This is a genomic window from Variovorax ureilyticus, from assembly GCF_050632185.1.
Classification (GTDB): Bacteria; Pseudomonadota; Gammaproteobacteria; order Burkholderiales; family Burkholderiaceae_C; genus Variovorax; species Variovorax ureilyticus_A.
In genome coordinates this window covers 2,478,756-2,495,615 of sequence record NZ_CP192579.1, presented here as the reverse complement: position 1 = coordinate 2,495,615, position 16,860 = coordinate 2,478,756, and the positions used below count along the sequence as shown (strand labels likewise).

Here is a 16,860-nt window from a genome sequence, read left to right as displayed (position 1 = left end):
CAGTTGCCGTTTCGGTGAAAAGATGGCTGTGGCAGATGTGAATCTGACCGTGGAGCCGGGCAGCTTCGTGGGTGTCATCGGGCGTTCGGGCGCGGGCAAGTCCACGCTGCTGCGCATGATCAACCGCTTGCAGGCGACGACTTCGGGCTGCATCAGCTTCGAAGGCCGTGACGTCACCGCACTCAAGGGCAAGGCCCTGCGCGGCTGGCGCTCCGAGTGCGCGATGGTGTTTCAGCAGTTCAATCTCGTGGGCCGCCTGGACGTGCTGACCAACGTGATGATGGGCCGCCTGAATCGGGCGGGCACGATGGCCACCCTGCTGGGTTTGTGGCCGGAGCGTGATCGCGCCGTCGCCTTCTCGGTGCTGGAGCAGTTCGAGATGGGCAATCTCGCCGCGCGCCGAGCCGAGAATCTGTCCGGCGGCCAGCAGCAGCGCGTGGCCATCGCCCGTGCGCTGGTACAGGAACCGCGCATCATCCTCGCCGACGAGCCGACGGCCTCGCTCGACCCGCGCAACGCGGTGGTGGTGATGGAAACGCTGCAACGCATCAACCAGCAGTACGGCATCTCCATCATCTGCAATCTGCATTCGCTCGATCTGGCCCGCACCTATTGCCACCGCCTGGTCGGCATGGCCGCCGGACGCGTCGTGTTCGATGGCACGCCGCAGCAGCTGACCCACGCCGCCGCGAGCGAGCTGTACGGCATCGAAGCCAACGAAGCCGTGAGCGTTCCCCGGCACGAGCCGGCCAGCAAGTCGATGGGCATCCTGCTGCCGCAAGCCGAACCGGCCTGAGTTCTTTCTCTTTTCCTTTCCCTCTTTCCCTTTCCTGTTCATTTGAGGAGCAACATCGTGGTTACACGTCGTACTTTCGTCGCGGGCGCGGCGGCGCTGGCAAGCGCTGCCGGAGCACCTTTCGTGTGGGCGCAGGGCACGCCCAAGGAGCTGACATTCGCGGTGATCCCGGTCGAAAACGCATCGCTGACGACCGACCGCTTCGGGCCGCTCGCCAAGTACCTGTCGGACGCCGTCGGTATCCCGGTCACCTTGCGCATCGCCAACGATTACGCGGCCGTGATCGAAGCCCAGCGCGCCGGCAATGCCCAGATCGCGTTCTACGGCCCGGCCTCGTACGCCCGCGCCGTGATGACTGGCGTCAAGACCGAACCCCTGGTCAACCAACGCCACGAAACCGGCATCAATGGCTACTACTCGGTGCTGTGGGTGCGTGCCGACAGCCCTTACAAGACCGTGCAGGACCTGAAGGGCAAGACCCTGGCGCTGGTGGACCCCAACTCCACGTCCGGCAACAACGCGCCGCGCTACTTCCTGTCGAAGAACGAGGGCATCAACAGCCTCGACGGCTTCTTCGGCAAGGTCTTCTTCGCCGGCGGCCATCAGAACGCGCTGCTGGCATTGGCGCAGGGCACGGCCGATGCGGCAGCCAACGAGTACTTCTCGCCCACCGACAACATGCCGACCCGCCTGGCCGAGAAGGGCCTGCTGAAGGACGCCAACGGCAAGGCGCTGAGCCCCAGCGACTTCCGTGTCGTGTTCAAGTCGGACCTGCTGCCCGAAGGCCCGTTCTCGGTGCTCGAATCGGTGCCGGCGGAGACGCGCCAGAAGATCAAGCAGGCCCTGCTGGATCTGCCGAAGAAGGACAAGAAGGTGTTCGATGGCCTGTCCGGCGGCAAGGACCAGGAGCTGGTGGCGGTTGATGCCAAGGCCTACGAGCCCGTCATCGGCATGCTCCAGTACAACGACGCACAGCGCAAGAAGCAGCAGTAGGACGCGCCGCCTGCGTTGGCCCGGCCGGTGTGCCGGGCCTTTTGCTATCTGCCTCTTTTCAATCACGCACCATGAGTACCTCGTCTCAGGCCGCCGCGGCCGATGACCGCGGCTGGGAACGCGCCTACGCCGTGGAGGTCGCCCGCAGACGCCGCAACATGTGGGTGGGGCTGGCGGTCTTCCTCGTCCTCGCCGCCATCGCCGGCCCGGTGGCGGAAGTCAAGCCGCAGGTTTTCTTTCAGCAGCTCGGCGGCTTCTTGAGCTACCTGCAGCGCATCGCCCCGGACATCTCCGCCGCGCACCCGCTGCAGGATGTGCGCGAGTGGTACTGGGGCCTGGGCCGCTGGCTGGTGTTGCTCGGGGAAACGCTGCTCATTGCCTATCTGGGAACGCTCTTCGGCGCGCTCGGCGGCTTCGTGTTGAGCTTCCTGGCATCGGCCAACCTGACGCCATCGCCCTGGATGCGCTTCGTGGCTCGCCGGCTCGCCGAGTTCTGCCGCACGGTGCCGGACATGGTGTTCGCTCTGCTGTTCGTCGTCGCCTTCGGCATCGGGCCGATGGCCGGTGTGCTCGCGCTGGCCGTGCATACGGCGGGTGCTCTGTGCAAGCTGTTCGCCGAAGTGGTCGAGAACATCGACATGAAGCCCGTGGATGGCATCGTGGCCGCCGGCGGCTCGTGGCGCCAGACGGTGCGCTATGCCGTGCTGCCGCAGGTGGCGCCGAACTTCGCGTCCTATGCGATGCTGCGTTTCGACATCAACGTGCGCGCCGCTTCCATCATGGGTTTCGTTGGCGCGGGCGGCATCGGCGAGCAGCTGATGGTGGCAATCCGCCAGTTCTATTACACCGACGTGAGCGCGATCCTGTTGCTCATCATCGCCACCGTGATGCTGATCGACCTCGCCAGCGAGCGCCTGCGCCACGCGCTGGCCGGCAGCCTGGCGCGCGAGCGAAACACATGAGTTCCGACATGAACGCCAACGTCAATTCCGGACGCGCCATCATCGATGTGGACATGGTGCGCCTGCGGCGCGAGCAGCCGGGACTGTTCCCCGGCTGGCTGGCCGCGCGCAAGCTGTTGGCCTGGAGCGCCGCTGCCGCACTGCTGGCGGTGGTCGCCATGTGGGTGCTGGACTTTTCGTTCGCCCGCATCTTCAGCGGCTTGGGCCGCCTGCTCGATTTCACGCAGATCATGTTCCCGCCGGCCACGGACGGCAAAGCCGTGGTGTTTCTCGAAGCCATGGCCGAGACCCTGGCCATGGCCTTTCTGGGCACCGCCACCGCCGCGCTGATCGCCTTCCCGCTCGGCTTCCTGGCGGCACGCAACGTCATCCCCAATGTGTTTGCGCACTTTGCGGTGCGGCGTTCCATCGATGTGGTGCGCGGCGTCGACATCCTGATCTGGGCACTGCTGTGGGTCAACGTCGTCGGCCTCGGACCGTTTGCCGGTGTGCTCGCCATCGCCTGCTCGGACGTCGGCTCGTTCGGCAAGCTGTTTTCCGAAGCCATCGAGAACATCGACCGCCGCCCGGTGGAGGGTGTGACTTCCGCCGGCGGCAGCGCGCTGCACGTGCAACGCTATGCCGTCCTGCCGCAGGTGCTGCCGGTCATCGGCAGCCAGGTGCTGTACTTCTTCGAGAGCAACACACGCTCCGCAAGCATCCTGGGCATCGTCGGGGCGGGCGGCATCGGCATCTACCTGACCGACAACATCCGTGTGCTCAACCTTTCCGTCGTCACCTTCATCGTCATCCTGATCCTGGCGGCAGTGGTGGTGATCGACTTCGTTTCCGAGAAGCTGCGCCTGGCGCTGATCGGCCGCACCGAGCGGCAGCGGTAGCGGTTGGCGGCGGCGCGGGCTTCAGGCTCGCCGCCGCTCGTTCAAGTTGAACCTTCCGTGGATCGCCGACCAAGCTGCGCAGAGGGGCGCATTCGTTGCGTTGGCGAAATCGTGCTACATAAGCGGACCCGGACGCAGAACTGCCCAGGGGTGCCTTCGCATCTTGCATTCACTCAAGGCGGATGCGGACAAGGGTATTGGATTGCGCCGATCAGCACGATTGGAGGTGATGTCATGAGATTCACGACCTTGTTGCGTGCCGCCACCCGACTCGCATCGGTGACCGCCCTCGCGCTGGTCTGCAGCCCCGCGCTGGCACAGTACGGGAGCGTCGATCGCATCGTCGTGTTCGGCTCGAGCCTGAGCGACACGGGCAATGCCTTCGTCTGGTTGTCCGAGCCTGCCAACCAGGCATGCGGGACGCGGCTGAACGTGCCACCGTACGACGCGCTGGACGACAACCTGACGCCTGACGGCCCGTATGCCAAGGGCGGACACCATGTCACGAACGGCGCGACCTGGATCGAGGACCTGGCCCGCCCGCTGGCCCTTGCCGGCAACGCGCGGCCGGCTTTGCGCCACGGCGGCGGCGAAGCCAGCAACTACGCCGTGTTCGGCGCGCGCGCAGTGCCCGTCCCATGCCGCTTCAGCCTGCCGGAACAGGTCGCCGCGTATCTCGCGGACTTCCCGCAGACCTCGGCGCGAACCCTGGTGGCGCTGGAGATCGGCAGCAACGACGTGCGCGATGCGCTGGTTGCGGCGGCGTTGGGCGGGCAGGACTCGAGGCCGTTGCTGCAGCAGGCGCTCGGGAGCCTGGCCTATCAGGTCGGCCTGCTGCAGGCGTACGGGGCGCGCAAGTTCCTGTTCGTCAACGTGCCCGACATCGGAAAGACGCCGGCCGTGCTCCAGCTCGACAAGCAGTTTCCTGGCCTCGCGGGTCTGGCGACGATACTGTCGCAGGCCTACAACCAGGGGCTGGCCGGCGTCGTCCAGTACACCAACGCGAGCGGAGCGCAGGCACGCGTGCTCGACGTCTACACGTTGCTGAACACGGTCGTCGCCAATCCGGGCACCTATGGCATGACCAACACCACCAGCGCCTGCGTGACACCCGGCGTGCCGCCCTTCCAGTGCAATACGCCGGACAGCTACGTGTTCTGGGACGGCATCCACCCGACGAAAGCGATGCACGCGATCGTCGGACAGCAGGCGATCGGGGTGGTGTCCGCGCCTTGAGCGTTCGCGGCGGGAATGCCGGCGTACTGCGTTCGCCCTGAGCCGCCGCGTTCAGAGTCAGCTGAGAACCGACAACGGGAAGGAAAAAAGGCGCCATCGGCGCCTTTTCCCATCGTGGCCGCGCAGGATGCGCGGCCGTCTCCTGCCCTCAGAAGCTGTCTGCGCGGGCCATCCCCGGGTCGCTCACCGACGGGCGGCCGGTTTCAACGTGGCCGGCCAGGCGGCGGTAGAAACTGGGATCGGCGTCGGTGGTGACGACGAAGTCGTACCAGAAGCCGCTGGAGTCCAGCTTCCACTTGCGGTGCTCACGCTCGCCGCCCTTGACCTTGACGCTCCATACACCCTTGCCGTGCCTGTTGCCCCGGTCATGGTCGTCGCGGTCATGTTCGTCATCGTCCCTGCCATGGCCGTTGCTCTGCACGTGGACGAAGTCATAGACCTTGTTGGACTGCAGCGTGAAGCGGCAGTCGCGGCGGCCTTCATTGACGAGTGTGACCTGCAATTCGCCTTCCCGCGCGGCGTAGGACACGAGGATTTCGGGGATGGCGATGCCGTTGGCGCGCAGCGCGTTCAGGTCGCCCTTGAAGTGGCGGTGGAAGCCGTTCGGGCCCAGCACCCACAGGTCGTACTTGCCGGCGTTCTCCGTGCCCACCGCCCATTCGTCGTCCAGCGCCTTGCCGGCCTCGACCGTGTAGCGCCTGGGGATGCGGTCGAGGTGCAGCTTGTCGTAGACATGGAACACGGCGCCCGCGCGGCCGGTGTTGGTGAATTGCAGCTTGACGGTGCCCCTGGCGGCATCCACCTTCGCATGGGCGTGCAGCTCGTAGGGAATGGCACGCGCGTAGCGCACGCCGGTTTCCTGGAACAGCGGTTGCGGCGTGGCCGGCGCGGTCGGTGCCGGCAGGGTGCGCTGCTGGGCGTCCGAGGTGGCCCAGTTGCTCTGATCGGGCAGCTTGGGGAAGACCGGGTCGTTCGGGCTGGTGAAGTCGAAGGCCGTGGTCAGGTCGCCCGAGACGGCGCGGTGCCACGGGCTGATGGCGTCCACCTTGATGCCGAAACGCTTCTCCAGGAACATGCCCACCGAGGTGTGGTCGAAGAGCTGCGAATTGACCCAGCCGCCCTTGCTCCAGGGCGACACGACGTACATCGGCACGCGCGCACTCAGGCCCCACGGACGGGTCTTGCCGCTGGTGGTGTCCTTGGCGTTCAGCCAGGTCCCCACGGAGGCGTCGAAGTATTCGCCCGCCAGCGGAAGCGTGGCCTTGCCCATCAGGTTGCCGTTGGCGTCATACGACGGCACTGCCGCCGCCGGCAGATGGTCGAAGAAGCCGTCGTTCTCGTCGAAGGTCAGGAAGAAGGCCGTCTGGCTCCAGACTTCGGGGTTGGCCGTCAGCGCGTCCAGCACCGAGGCGATGAAGTTGCCGCCGCCCGTGGGGCTGCCGCCACCACCGGGGTGCTCGGACTGGGCCGCCGTCGGCAGGATCCACGAGACCTGGGGCAGGGTGCCGTTGATCACGTCGGTCTTGAGCTTGCTCAGGAAATCGGGACCGCCGGTCAGGCCGTGCTCATAGATGGGCGAGCCCGGCTGCGCGGTGCGGAAGCTTTCGAAGGCCGGGCAGCCGTGCATGGCGCCGGTCCAGTTGTTGTTCATGTCCTGGTAGATGTGCCAGCTGACGCCGGCCTTCTGCAGAAGATCCGGCAGCGTGTCCCAGTGGAAGGAGGTGTTGACGTACTTGTACGTCGCCTGCGGCTGCGGCAGGCCGGCGACCCACTTGGAGGGATTGGGCCAGCAACGCGAGTTGTTGGGCTCGGAGTCCACGCTCGTGGAGTTGATGCCCTGCTTGCGCAGTTCCGGGTTGAAGTTGGAGCCCGACCAGAACACGATGCGGTTGGGATCGGTGCCGGTGGTGATGGAGCAGTGATACGCATCGCACAGGGTGAAGGCTTCGGCCAGCGCGAACTGGAACGGGATGTCGTTGCGCTCGTAGTAACCCATCGCGTACTGGGTCTTGTAGGGGATCCACTGATCCATCTTGCCCTGGTTCCACGCGCCCTGGCTGTCGCTGTAGGAGTGCGGCGTGCCGGGGCCGAGCAGCGCGTTGCTGATCGAGGAATCGCGGTGGTAGGGCGGGATCTCCTTGGTGCCGTCGGACTGGAACCACACCGATTTGCCGCTGGCCAATGGGAGCGGGAAGCGGTCGCCGAAGCCGCGCACGCCCCGCAGGGTGCCGAAGTAGTGGTCGAAGCTGCGGTTCTCCTGCATCAGGATCACCACGTGCTTGATGTCCTGGATGGTGCCGGTGCGCGTGGCCGCCGGGATGGCCAGTGCCTTGCGGATGCTGGGTGGAAAGACGGTCAGCGCTGCGGCGGCGGTGCCGCTGGCGGCCGCGCCCTTGAGGAATTGGCGACGAGAGTTCATAGGGTAAGGACCTTCCGTGGGTGAGGAACGTGGGTGAGGGGGCGTCGGGGGGGAAGCGGCGACCCGTGTTGCAGGAAGCCTCCCTCCCTGCAGCGCTGGAGCTTAGAAATCGACAGTGACAGGCAGATGAAATACGCTCATTTTGTTTTGTTGTTTCAATGAGCTGTATTCAATAGAATCGGCAACCCCTCTGAATCTTCCCTATGCCATCTCCTTTGCCGACGGGCTCCTGCACGGATACCGAGGAAGCCGCCGCCCTGCTGTCCCGCGCACGCCACCTGCTGCTCGACCTGGACGGCACATTGATCCTTCAGGACGAAACCATCGAAGGCGCGATCGAACTGCTGTCGCGTTTCGATGGTCGCTTCTCGATCGTTTCCAACAACTCCACGCACACCGCTTCGTCGATGGCCTCGCGTCTGCGCCGCATGGGCCTGCGGGTGCCGCCCGAACGCATCGTGCTGGCGGGCGAAGTTGCGGTGCGACGGGTCCGTCAGGAATTCCCGGGCGCCCGGGTGATGGTCATCGGAAGCCCGGCCATTCGCCGCTTCGCGCTTGCACAGGGCGTCAAGCTGGCCGACACGGCGGTGGACGTCGTGCTGCTCGCGTTGGACAAGCGATTCAGCTACCCGCGGCTCAGTGCCATCGTGGAAGCGCTGAGGCAGGGCGCCCGGCTCGTGGTGGCCAACGGCGACCTGACGCACCCCGGGCCCCACGGAACGCGCGTGCCTGAAACCGGCTCACTGCTGGCGTCCGTGCGAGCGGCCAGCGGTACCGAGCCGCTGATGGTGGTCGGCAAGCCGGCGCCCCTGCTGTTCGAGGAAGGGATGCGGCAATTGGACGCGACGCCGGACGATGTGGTGCTGGTCGGCGACAACCCGGCCACGGATGGCGAGGGGGCGGCGCGACTCGGGCTGCCCTGCATCCTGGTCGGCCCGGCGGGTGGGGCCGCGCCCACACTGGTTGCGCTGTTGGACCGGCTCGCGTTCCCAGGCACGTCGATGGGTTTGAGTCGCATGGCGGGCCGCCTTGCGGCGGAGGTTGCGGCCCAGGCCGGCTGAGTCAATAGCGCTTGAGCGACAGCACGTCGAAAGTCTGTCGCAGCGTGTGCACGGCGTTGTCGTAGTCCGATAGCGCCAGGCAGGCAATCAGCACATCGATGATCGCGAGCTGCGCGAGGCGGCTGGTCATCGCCTCGGTGCGGAAATGGGTCTCCCGCGCCATGGTGTACAGGAGCACATCGGCATACGCCTGGATCGGCGACTTGCCCAGGTTGGTGATGCAGATGGTGGAGGCGCCTGCTTCCTTTGCGAGCCGGGTCGCGGTCACGGTCTCGTGGGTGCTGCCGGAGTGGGAGATCGTGAGCACCGTCACGCGCGGCGTGGTCAGCGAAGCGCTGATCGCCTGGATGTGGGAGTCGACCACCACCTTGGCATTGAGGCCGATGCGCAGCATGCGGTAGTGGGCGTCCTCCGCGATCGTGGCCGAGCTGCCGATGCCGTAGATCTCGATTCGCTCCGCGCTGCGCAACAGATGCACGGCACGCTCCAGCGCCTCTGCATCCAGCGCCGCCTGCGTGTCGTGCAGGGTCTGCACATTGCTCTGAAAGATCTTGCGGATGACCGTCGCTGCGCGGTCGCCGGGCTCCAGGTCTTCATGGATGAACTGCACCGGCTGCACGATCTCCTGCGCCAGCGCGATCTTGATCTGCTGGAAGCCGGTCGCGCCGAGGTTCTTGCACAAACCGACGATGCTCCCTTCGCTGGAGCCCGTGCGTTCGGCCACCTCGCTGACCGACATGTGGACCACCTCGCGCGGGTTGTCCATGATGAACTTGGCGATGCGCTGCCCGACCGGACCGAGCGAGGACCACAGCGCCTGGATGCGCGCCATCACCGCGAGCGTGCGGTTTTCAGCGATCGCCGGCGACGGGCTCGCGGAGGTGGAAGGGCTTCGAGCCGGAGATGGAGTGCTGCTGCGCTTCATGGGCCGCGAGCTTAACCGGGGCGCCGGCGCAGCAGTCGCGGCGACGCCCTGGCCGGGACGCGAGTTCGTTCTTCATCTCGCAGGCGGTGCGCGCACCGCGATCGCGTGCTTCTTTGCCAGCTTGCTCAGCGAGGCGCGTTGCATGTCGCACAGACGCGCGGCTTCGCTGATGTTTCCGTTCGTCATGGCCAGGGCTTCTTCGACGAACCGGCGTTCCACATCGCAGACGGCCGACCGCTTGGCTTCGCGCAGCGAGGCAAGGTCTCGCGCCGGCTGCACTTGCGCGGACGCGTTCGCAAGCGCGGGGGCGCTGGCGAGCAGCGCGTCGACGTCGATGCACTCGTCGGTCGAGATGAGATGGGCGCGCAGCAGCGTGTGTTCGAGCTCGCGCACGTTGCCGGGCCAGTCGAAGGATCGCAGCAGTGCCAGCGCGTCGTCGCTGATGTCCTTGGGCTGGCCGGTCGTGGCGCGTGCGGCACTGAGCAGCAGGTGCGGCACCAGCAGGTCCAGATCTTCCGGTCGTTCGCGCAGAGGCGGCAAGTGCACGTGCAGAACGTCCAGTCGGAAGAACAGGTCGGACCTGAACTCGCCGCGTTGCGACAACTCGCGCAGATCGACATTGCTTGCGGCGACGATGCGCACGTCGGCGTGTTGCACATGGTCCTCGCCGAGCGAGCGGAACGACGCATCCTGAAGGAAGCGAAGCAGCGCGACCTGTCCGCGAGGGAGAGGGCCTCGATCTCGTCCAGGAACAGGGTGCCGCCGTCGGCCTTGCGCACGAGCCCGCGCCGGGCGCGGCCCGCGTCGGTGAAGGCGCCTCGGGCATGACCGAACAATTCGCTCTCGACCAGCGAATCGGGCAGGGCGCCGCAGTTCACCGGGATGAACGCCGCGTCTCGCCGAGGACCCATGTAGTGCGTCGCGCGTGCGACCAGTTCCTTCCCGGTTCCGCTCTCGCCGACGATGAGGACCGGCGCCTTGCACACCGCGTATCGAGTCATCAGGTCAATGGCAGCCTTGAAGAGCGGGGAACTGCCGACGATGCTCGAACCGAGCGGCGTGTCATGGTCTGCCGTGCTTCCGTGCATCGAGGGCCTCCTTCCCCTTCCGGGGTCGTTTTCCTTGACGCGCATTCTAGGAAGCGAAGCGCGCACGCACATCTGCCAAACGACGTATCGAGCGGGCAGTCTCTTGCCGGTTTGCCATCGTGTCATTTGCGTACGGGGCGTGTCGCCGGCGACACACCTGCGCGACGAGGGCAATCAAGAGAGGGCGTGGCACGCGACATATGCACGGCACGGCCGTGTCGGAACCGGCTCGGCCCATGCGTCACGCCGTGGGCATTGCGCAATGGAATCAATGACTTAGACGCGCCGCCGCGTTGGCACGATTCACGCACTACGTCACCTGTGAGAACCGATTCGCTGCTGACCCACGACGTCGCGGACACGATCCTGCGCTACGTCACCGCGCATCCGGATGCCTGCGATTCCATCGAGGGCATCTGCGACTGGTGGCTCGCGCGCCAGCGACGTGACGACACGCGCAATGCGGTCGCCGCCGCGCTGCGCAGTCTCGTGGCCGCGGGCCGGATGGAGGCGTCGACCGGTGCGGACGGCCTCACTGTCTATCGCTCGGCGCAACGATGAGCAACGCCGTCACGCCACGCTCACAGGCCCCTGCGTTCCGGATGGAGGGACTGTGGAGCGCTCTCGCCCGTCTCGACCGGATGCTCGAGCGCGCCACGATCGCCGCCGATGCGGCTGTCAGTGCATCCGGCGCGGGCGTGCAGACCGAGCCCTATCGTGGACTCTACGTGACATCGCAGGACGCGCAGCGGCTCCTGCGGCGTGGGGCGGGCGAGCCTTTCCTCGCGGGCGTGGATGCCGCAGGCGATGCGCCCATGCCGGACGGATCGCGCTTTCCGTGGCTGCAGGAGGTGTTCGGGCTCGATGCGATCGAGCTCGACATCGTGCTCATCGCCCTGGCGCCCGAGGTCGACCTGCGCTACGAGCGGCTCTTCGCCTATCTGCACGACGACGTGACGCGCCGGCGGCCCACGGTGGACCTGGCGCTCAACCTGCTGTGCGCCTCACGCGACGCGAAGATCGCCGCGCGTGCCCGCTTCGCGCCGGATGCGCCCCTGGTGCGGCATCGGCTCATGCATCTCGAGGCGGAGAACGCCGGACATGCGCCGCCGTTGCTGGCGCGGACGCTCCAGCTGGAAGAGCCGGTCGTGCGCTTCCTGCTCGGGCAGACCGCGCTGGATGCGCGGCTCCTTTCAGCTGCACGGATCGACATGCAGCCTGAGTCCGTTGAAGGCACGCGCGCCGAGAAGCTGGGACAGACCCTTGCCAGGGCCCTGGCCGCCGGCGAGGAACCGCAGGTGTATCTCCAAGGCGCGGACGACCGCGAGAAGGATGCCGCGGTGGCAAGCCCGGCTGCGAAGCTTCGCCAGCCGCTCATCACCGCGGATCTCGGCAAGGCTGCCGAGACGGTCGGCGGATTCGCGGACACCCTGGCCCTGTTGCTGCGGGAGGCCCGGCTGCTGCCCGGCGTGCTGCACCTGAAGGGTTTCGATGCGCTGTCGCCGCAGGATCGCGCGCTCCTCGCGGATGCCCTGCAGCCGCGCGGGTCGACGCAGGACTTCGGCCGTCTTCTGGTCCTGTCCGGAACAAGGCCGTGCGGGCCGGCCTTTGGCGGCATGGCGACGCTCGAAGTCTCGCCGCCGAGCTTTGCCGAGCGTCGTGCGTCATGGGCGTCGGCGCTTCGCGATCGCCGCCTCGACATCGCCGCACCCAGTGTCGACGAGCTCGCGGCACGCTACAGGCTCAGTGACACGCAGATCGCCGGCGCGGTCGCGCATGCCGAGCGGCAGGCTGCGCTCGACCAGGGCAAGCCCGACGGCGCCCAGTTGGCCAGCGCCGCGCGTCTGCAGGTCGCGCGCGACCCTGGCACCCTGGCGCGCAAGCTCGCGCCCTTGTATGCGTGGAGCGATCTCGTGCTGCCGGAGGATTCGCTCTCCCAGCTGAAGGAAATCTGCCGGCAGGCCCGCCATCGGCACGTGGTCTACGACGACTGGGGCTTCGGGCCGAAGCTCTCTCTCGGCAAGGGGCTGAGCGCGCTCTTCACCGGCCCGCCCGGCACCGGCAAGACGATGGCGGTCGAGGTCATCGCCAACGACCTCGGGCTGGAGCTCTACAAGATCGACCTCTCGCAGGTCGTCAGCAAGTACATCGGCGAAACCGAGAAGAGCATCGATCGCCTGTTCGCTGAAGCCCGCGCCGGCAACGCGATCCTCTTCTTCGACGAATGCGATGCGCTCTTCGGCAAGCGGACCACCGTGCAGGACGCGCACGACCGCTACGCGAACATCGAGGTGGCCTACCTGCTGCAGAAGCTCGACGAGCATGACGGCGTGTGCATCCTCGCCACCAATCTGCGGCAGAACCTCGACGTGGCCTTCACGCGCCGGCTGGGCTTCATCGTCGACTTTCCCTTCCCCGACGAGGAGAGCCGGCGACGACTGTGGCAGGCGATCTGGCCCGCGAAGCTGCCGCGCAGCAAGGACCTGGATCTCGAATTCATGGCGACGCAGTTCAAGTTGCCCGGTGGCGCGGTCAAGAACATCGCCGTTGCGGCAGCCTTCCTCGCGGCCGAGCAAGGCGGCGAAGTGAAGACCGAGCACCTGCTGTGGGCCGCCCGCCGCGAGATCGAGAAGTCCGGGCGTCGTGTCGCGGGCTCGGAATTCGGCGCCTACGCGCCGCGCGTCGAGGCCCTCGGCAACGGAGGGCTTCATGCTCAATGAAGTGACGGAAAGCCTGGAGGCCTTCTTCAAGCAGCCCGGCCTCGCGCCGCCGTTGCGCGATGCGGCGATCCGTTTCGATCGGCCGACCGACCCTTACACGCTCGACCAGACCACGGTCAACCTGTTCCTCTTCGAGGTGCGCGAGAGCCTGGAGCTGCGCAACAACGAAAGCGTCGCGCGCCGCGTGGGCGGGCAGTCCCTCGTCGAGCCGCCGCCCTTTCGCGCCACCTGCCTGTACCTCGTGACCGCCTGGCCCGTGGGCGGCACCGACCTGCCCAAGCAGGAGCATCAGCTGCTGGGCCAGGTGCTCCAGCTGATCGCCGGGTCGCCGCTGCTGCCGCATGCCTTCCTGACGCCGAACCTGCAGTTGCAGGAACCGCCGCTGCCGATGTTGATGCTGCAACCCGACGGCGTGCGCAATCCCGCGGAGTTCTGGGCCGCGATCGGCAATCGCATCAAGGCCTCGGTGCTGTTGTCGGTGACCGTCTCGCTGAAGGCCTTCGATACCGCGACCTATCCGAGCGTGATCACGAGCGAGATCGGCCTCGTGACACAGCCCGGCGGCGCGGCGCTGGATGCGCCCTTCTTCCGGATCGGCGGTGTCGTGGTGGATGCGGCCTCGGTGCCGGTGGCGAGCGCCGGGGTGCGCCTGGTCGAGCGCGGGCGCAGCACGCTCACCGATGCCGAAGGAAGGTTCTCGCTGTCGGCCGTTCCGGCCGGCAATTTCACCTTGCGCGTGACGGCGGGTGCCGTGACGCAAGACCGGGCCATCGTCGTCCCGGCACCCGCGCTCGCGGGCTACGACGTGAAGTTGACCTGAACGGTTTCAACCCCCTACACCGCAAGAAGGAGAGGGCAAGGATGGCAAACTATTTCGCACCCGGCGTCTACGTCGAAGAGGTTCCTCCGCTCGCCCGGCCGATCGCGGGCGTGGGGACCAGCACCGCGGCCTTCATCGGCGAAGCCGACCGGCTCGCGGCCGCGGACGTCGGCAAGCCGAAGAAGTTCACCAACTGGAGCGAGTTCTCGGCTTTCATCAAGGGCGCGGGTGCGACGCCGACGACGCCGATCTACACCACCGCCAATCGCACGCTGGCGCTGGCGGTGTTCGGCTTCTTCGCCAACGGCGGGACGACCTGCTACGTGGTGCCGATCGCTGCCGGCGGCATGGGCAACCTGCAGGCGCCGCTGGACACGCTCAAGCCCATCGACGATATCTCGATCGTCGCCGCGCCGGGCGCGCAGGGCACGGCGACCAAGGTCCAACTCATGGATCACTGCTTCGAACTGCAGGACCGCGTGGCCGTGCTCGACGGCGAGAAGTCCCCCGCATCCGACAGCACGCCCGACGACATCTACGGCGGCCCGATGCCCGGCGGCGGGCCCACGACGCCGGACAAGTTCAGCTTCGGCGCCATCTACTTTCCGTGGCTCAAGGTGTTCAACCCGCTGTACACCGAGGGCGGTGCCGAGCCCGAACTGCTCGATGTGCCGCCCAGCGGGTACGTCGCCGGCATCTGGGCCCGGGTGGATGCGACGCGCGGTGTGTTCAAGGCGCCTGCGAACGAGGGCGTGGTGGGCATCGTCGACCTGGAGCGGCCGATGGACAAGAACAAGCAGATCAGCCTGAACCCGCCGGGCATCAACGTGATCCGGCCCTTCGGCGGGTCGCCGACGGTCTACGGCGCACGCACGCTGGGCGGGGACCGCAACGGCGAGTACCGCTACCTCAACGTGCGCCGCTTCATGAACTTCCTGAAGGAGTCGATCGACCAGGGCACGCAGTTCGTCGTGTTCGAGCCGAACACGCCCGCGTTGTGGCAACGGATCATCCGTTCGGTCAGCGACTTTCTCTACAACCAGTGGCGCGACGGCGCGCTCTTCGGTGCGACGCCCAAGGACGCCTTCTTCGTCAAGTGCGATGCGGAAACCAACCCGGCGAGCACGCGCGAGGCGGGCCAGGTCATCACCGAGATCGGCGTGGCCGTCACCAAGCCGGCCGAGTTCGTCATCTTCCGCATCCAGCAAAACACCGGCGCTTGAGGAGCAACGTCATGGCAAGAAAAGACCCCTACAGGAATTTCCGCTTTCTGGTCGAGATCGACGGCATCGTGCAGGCCGGCTTCTCGGAGTGCAGCGGCTTCGGCTCCAACATCGAGGTGGTGGAATACCGCGAGGGCGGCGAAGCCGCGACGGTGCGCAAGCTGCCGGGAAAGATTTCCTACCCCGACATCACGCTCAAGTGGGGCGTCACCGATTCGCGCGAGCTCTACGACTGGCATCTCGCGGCGGTCAACGGCACCATCGACCGGCGCAACGGTTCGATCATCCTGCAGGACGATTCGGGCCAGGAGAAGGTGCGGTGGAACTTCTTCAGCGCCTGGCCCAGCAAGTACGACGGGCCGGACTTCAATGCCAAGGGCAACGACGTCTCGCTCGACAGCATGACCGTGAGCTGCGAGCGCGTCGAGCGCGCCTGATGCGGAGCCGCTCATGACATCGTTCCAGACCGAATACGAGTTCACGCTGCCGCTGGGCTTCGTCGATGCCGAGGGCGACCTGCACCGCGAAGGCGTGATGCGGCTCGCGACCGCCGCGGACGAGATCCTGCCGCTGAAGGACCCGCGCGTGCAGAGCAACGAGGCCTACCTCACCGTGATCCTGCTGTCGCGCGTGATCGTGCGTCTGGGTTCCCTGGCGCAGGTCACGCCCAAGGTGGTCGAGGGCTTCTACGCAGCCGACCTGGCGTATCTGCAGGAGTTCTACAACCGCATCAACCGAAGCGGCAGGGCGGTGATCGAGGCGGCCTGCCCGAAGTGCGCGCACGAGTTCGCGCTGGAGATGAACAGCCCGGGGGGATCGTAGGCTACCCCCTGTCCGCGCTGTACAGGGAAGTAGCCTTCATCGCCTATCACTTTCACTGGTCGCAAGAGGTCGTGATGTCGCTTGAACACAAGGAGCGGCAGCGGTGGATGGAAGAGATCTCTGCGATCAACGAAAGAGCCAACAGCGAAGCCCTTCAGTAGAGGAGTGGACGACGTGAACAGATGGCAAGCATGGGCACAGCGCCTGCGCACGCGGCACGGCCGCATCGACGCATGGCGCGCGCCGGGTGCGATGGTGCTGCTGCAGCGCGGGGACGGCGCGGGCGCGCAGGCACGGCACGTTCACGTGCGATCGAGCCTCCACCTGCACACGCACCTTGCCGTCTCGCCGCTCGTCACCGTGAGCCTGCGGCCGGCGATGGCACGGCCATTGATCCTGCGCAATGCGGTGCCCGCGGGCACCGCTTCGCGCAAGCCGGAGATGTTCAGCGGGCACGCGCAACGGCATGCCGCGCGACCGGATGAGCATCGCGAGGCTGCCACGCACATGGCGGCTCCGGCCTTCGTTCCCGCGTTCCGGATGATCGGACCCGCACACGCGGCGCCGGCCGGACGCGACCCCATTCGCCTGTCGGTCCGCGGCGGCGAGGATGCGTCGCCCATCGCTGCGCATGCCGGCGAAATGGCGCTGCGCCTGCGGCTCAACGCGCGCCGCGAGGAGATCAGGCCCGCCGTGCAGACAGCAGTGCTGGCCGTGCCGAGGCGAGCCAGCGTGCAGCCGGCGCCGGGCGCCGCCGGGAGCGTCGAAGCCTCGGTGCCGTCGCGCACGCGGCTCGAAGAGCCGAGGCCGCCGCATGCCGCGCCGGCCGTCGACGTCGAGGCGCTCACTGGCCTGGTGATCCAGCAGATCGATCGCCGCCTCGTCGCGTATCGCGAACGCATGGGGAGGGCCTGAAC

General features: G+C 66.9%; 17 protein-coding genes and 1 pseudogene. 14 read left to right on the top strand and 4 right to left on the bottom strand.

Annotated elements, in window-relative coordinates:
• The first annotated feature begins 37 nt into the window (after positions 1–37).
• From phnC to ACQ858_RS12250, 5 genes are all read left to right on the top strand, one after another.
• Positions 38–796, top strand: a complete 759-nt coding sequence (gene phnC, locus ACQ858_RS12270) for a phosphonate ABC transporter ATP-binding protein (RefSeq protein ID WP_431273021.1) — start codon at positions 38–40, stop codon at positions 794–796.
• 57 nt (positions 797–853) lie between these two features.
• Positions 854–1,789, top strand: a complete 936-nt coding sequence (phnD, locus tag ACQ858_RS12265; protein WP_431273020.1) for a phosphonate ABC transporter substrate-binding protein — start codon at positions 854–856, stop codon at positions 1,787–1,789.
• A 71-nt stretch (positions 1,790–1,860) separates the two neighbouring features.
• Positions 1,861–2,751: a phosphonate ABC transporter, permease protein PhnE gene (phnE, locus tag ACQ858_RS12260; RefSeq protein WP_431273019.1), complete on the top strand. Its 891-nt coding sequence runs from the start codon at positions 1,861–1,863 to the stop codon at positions 2,749–2,751.
• Positions 2,752–2,759: 8 nt separating this feature from the next.
• A complete protein-coding gene (phnE, locus tag ACQ858_RS12255) occupies positions 2,760–3,629 on the top strand; it encodes a phosphonate ABC transporter, permease protein PhnE (protein ID WP_431273018.1) in 870 nt (289 codons plus the stop codon).
• Positions 3,630–3,863: 234 nt separating this feature from the next.
• Positions 3,864–4,865 carry an SGNH/GDSL hydrolase family protein gene (locus ACQ858_RS12250; protein WP_431273017.1) on the top strand — a complete coding sequence of 334 codons (1,002 nt, stop codon included), beginning with the start codon at positions 3,864–3,866 and terminating at the stop codon, positions 4,863–4,865.
• 148 nt (positions 4,866–5,013) lie between these two features.
• On the opposite strand, the gene ACQ858_RS12245 is transcribed toward ACQ858_RS12250, so the two are convergent.
• Entirely contained in the window at positions 5,014–7,284 is a 2,271-nt protein-coding gene (locus tag ACQ858_RS12245; RefSeq protein WP_431273016.1) for a phosphocholine-specific phospholipase C, read from the bottom strand.
• A gap of 203 nt (positions 7,285–7,487) precedes the next feature.
• Between ACQ858_RS12245 and ACQ858_RS12240 the strand changes: the two genes are divergently transcribed.
• Positions 7,488–8,345 (top strand): HAD-IIA family hydrolase, encoded by an 858-nt coding sequence (locus ACQ858_RS12240; protein WP_431273015.1) that lies wholly within the window; start codon positions 7,488–7,490, stop codon positions 8,343–8,345.
• Between the two features lies 1 nt (position 8,346).
• Here the strand turns inward: ACQ858_RS12240 and ACQ858_RS12235 are convergent, their stop codons facing one another.
• The 3 genes and pseudogenes from ACQ858_RS12235 to ACQ858_RS12225 form a co-directional block, all read right to left on the bottom strand.
• Positions 8,347–9,270 carry a MurR/RpiR family transcriptional regulator gene (locus ACQ858_RS12235; protein WP_431273014.1) on the bottom strand — a complete coding sequence of 308 codons (924 nt, stop codon included), beginning with the start codon at positions 9,268–9,270 and terminating at the stop codon, positions 8,347–8,349.
• 72 nt (positions 9,271–9,342) lie between these two features.
• Positions 9,343–9,927: a sigma 54-interacting transcriptional regulator gene (locus ACQ858_RS12230; RefSeq protein WP_431273013.1), complete on the bottom strand. Its 585-nt coding sequence runs from the start codon at positions 9,925–9,927 to the stop codon at positions 9,343–9,345.
• Between the two features lie 53 nt (positions 9,928–9,980).
• A pseudogene (locus tag ACQ858_RS12225) lies at positions 9,981–10,271 on the bottom strand (sigma 54-interacting transcriptional regulator); the annotation flags it as partial.
• A 408-nt stretch (positions 10,272–10,679) separates the two neighbouring features.
• Between ACQ858_RS12225 and ACQ858_RS12220 the strand changes: the two are divergent.
• From ACQ858_RS12220 to ACQ858_RS12185, 8 genes are all read left to right on the top strand, one after another.
• Complete coding sequence (locus ACQ858_RS12220; protein ID WP_431273012.1) at positions 10,680–10,919, top strand: hypothetical protein; 240 nt, start codon at positions 10,680–10,682, stop codon at positions 10,917–10,919.
• The gene (locus ACQ858_RS12215; RefSeq protein WP_431273011.1) at positions 10,916–13,078 is read left to right on the top strand and encodes an ATP-binding protein; all 2,163 of its coding nucleotides are present in this window, start codon (positions 10,916–10,918) and stop codon (positions 13,076–13,078) included. The genes ACQ858_RS12220 and ACQ858_RS12215 overlap by 4 nt, the downstream gene beginning before the upstream one ends.
• Positions 13,068–13,898, top strand: coding sequence for a Pvc16 family protein (locus ACQ858_RS12210; protein WP_431273010.1), 831 nt, complete (start codon positions 13,068–13,070; stop codon positions 13,896–13,898). The genes ACQ858_RS12215 and ACQ858_RS12210 overlap by 11 nt, the downstream gene beginning before the upstream one ends.
• 41 nt (positions 13,899–13,939) lie before the next feature.
• Positions 13,940–15,121 carry a phage tail sheath family protein gene (locus ACQ858_RS12205; protein ID WP_431273009.1) on the top strand — a complete coding sequence of 394 codons (1,182 nt, stop codon included), beginning with the start codon at positions 13,940–13,942 and terminating at the stop codon, positions 15,119–15,121.
• A gap of 11 nt (positions 15,122–15,132) precedes the next feature.
• Entirely contained in the window at positions 15,133–15,558 is a 426-nt protein-coding gene (locus tag ACQ858_RS12200; protein ID WP_431273008.1) for a phage tail protein, read from the top strand.
• A gap of 13 nt (positions 15,559–15,571) precedes the next feature.
• Positions 15,572–15,943: a phage tail assembly protein gene (locus ACQ858_RS12195; RefSeq protein WP_431273007.1), complete on the top strand. Its 372-nt coding sequence runs from the start codon at positions 15,572–15,574 to the stop codon at positions 15,941–15,943.
• 74 nt (positions 15,944–16,017) lie between these two features.
• The gene (locus ACQ858_RS12190; protein WP_431276846.1) at positions 16,018–16,104 is read left to right on the top strand and encodes a DUF6760 family protein; all 87 of its coding nucleotides are present in this window, start codon (positions 16,018–16,020) and stop codon (positions 16,102–16,104) included.
• A 13-nt stretch (positions 16,105–16,117) separates the two neighbouring features.
• Positions 16,118–16,858, top strand: a complete 741-nt coding sequence (locus tag ACQ858_RS12185) for a hypothetical protein (protein WP_431273006.1) — start codon at positions 16,118–16,120, stop codon at positions 16,856–16,858.
• The last annotated feature ends 2 nt before the right edge of the window (positions 16,859–16,860 follow it).

Excerpts from the sequence above, each read along its gene's own strand:
- phnE (WP_431273019.1), top strand. The coding sequence starts at position 1,861 with ATGAGTACCTCGTCTCAGGCCGCCGCGGCCGATGACCGCGGCTGGGAA.
- phnE (WP_431273018.1), top strand. The coding sequence starts at position 2,760 with ATGAACGCCAACGTCAATTCCGGACGCGCCATCATCGATGTGGACATG.
- ACQ858_RS12250 (WP_431273017.1), top strand. The coding sequence starts at position 3,864 with ATGAGATTCACGACCTTGTTGCGTGCCGCCACCCGACTCGCATCGGTG.
- ACQ858_RS12245 (WP_431273016.1), bottom strand. The coding sequence starts at position 7,284 with ATGAACTCTCGTCGCCAATTCCTCAAGGGCGCGGCCGCCAGCGGCACC.
- ACQ858_RS12240 (WP_431273015.1), top strand. The coding sequence starts at position 7,488 with ATGCCATCTCCTTTGCCGACGGGCTCCTGCACGGATACCGAGGAAGCC.
- ACQ858_RS12235 (WP_431273014.1), bottom strand. The coding sequence starts at position 9,270 with ATGAAGCGCAGCAGCACTCCATCTCCGGCTCGAAGCCCTTCCACCTCC.
- ACQ858_RS12215 (WP_431273011.1), top strand. The coding sequence starts at position 10,916 with ATGAGCAACGCCGTCACGCCACGCTCACAGGCCCCTGCGTTCCGGATG.
- ACQ858_RS12210 (WP_431273010.1), top strand. The coding sequence starts at position 13,068 with ATGCTCAATGAAGTGACGGAAAGCCTGGAGGCCTTCTTCAAGCAGCCC.
- ACQ858_RS12205 (WP_431273009.1), top strand. The coding sequence starts at position 13,940 with ATGGCAAACTATTTCGCACCCGGCGTCTACGTCGAAGAGGTTCCTCCG.
- ACQ858_RS12200 (WP_431273008.1), top strand. The coding sequence starts at position 15,133 with ATGGCAAGAAAAGACCCCTACAGGAATTTCCGCTTTCTGGTCGAGATC.
- ACQ858_RS12195 (WP_431273007.1), top strand. The coding sequence starts at position 15,572 with ATGACATCGTTCCAGACCGAATACGAGTTCACGCTGCCGCTGGGCTTC.
- ACQ858_RS12190 (WP_431276846.1), top strand. The coding sequence starts at position 16,018 with ATGTCGCTTGAACACAAGGAGCGGCAGCGGTGGATGGAAGAGATCTCT.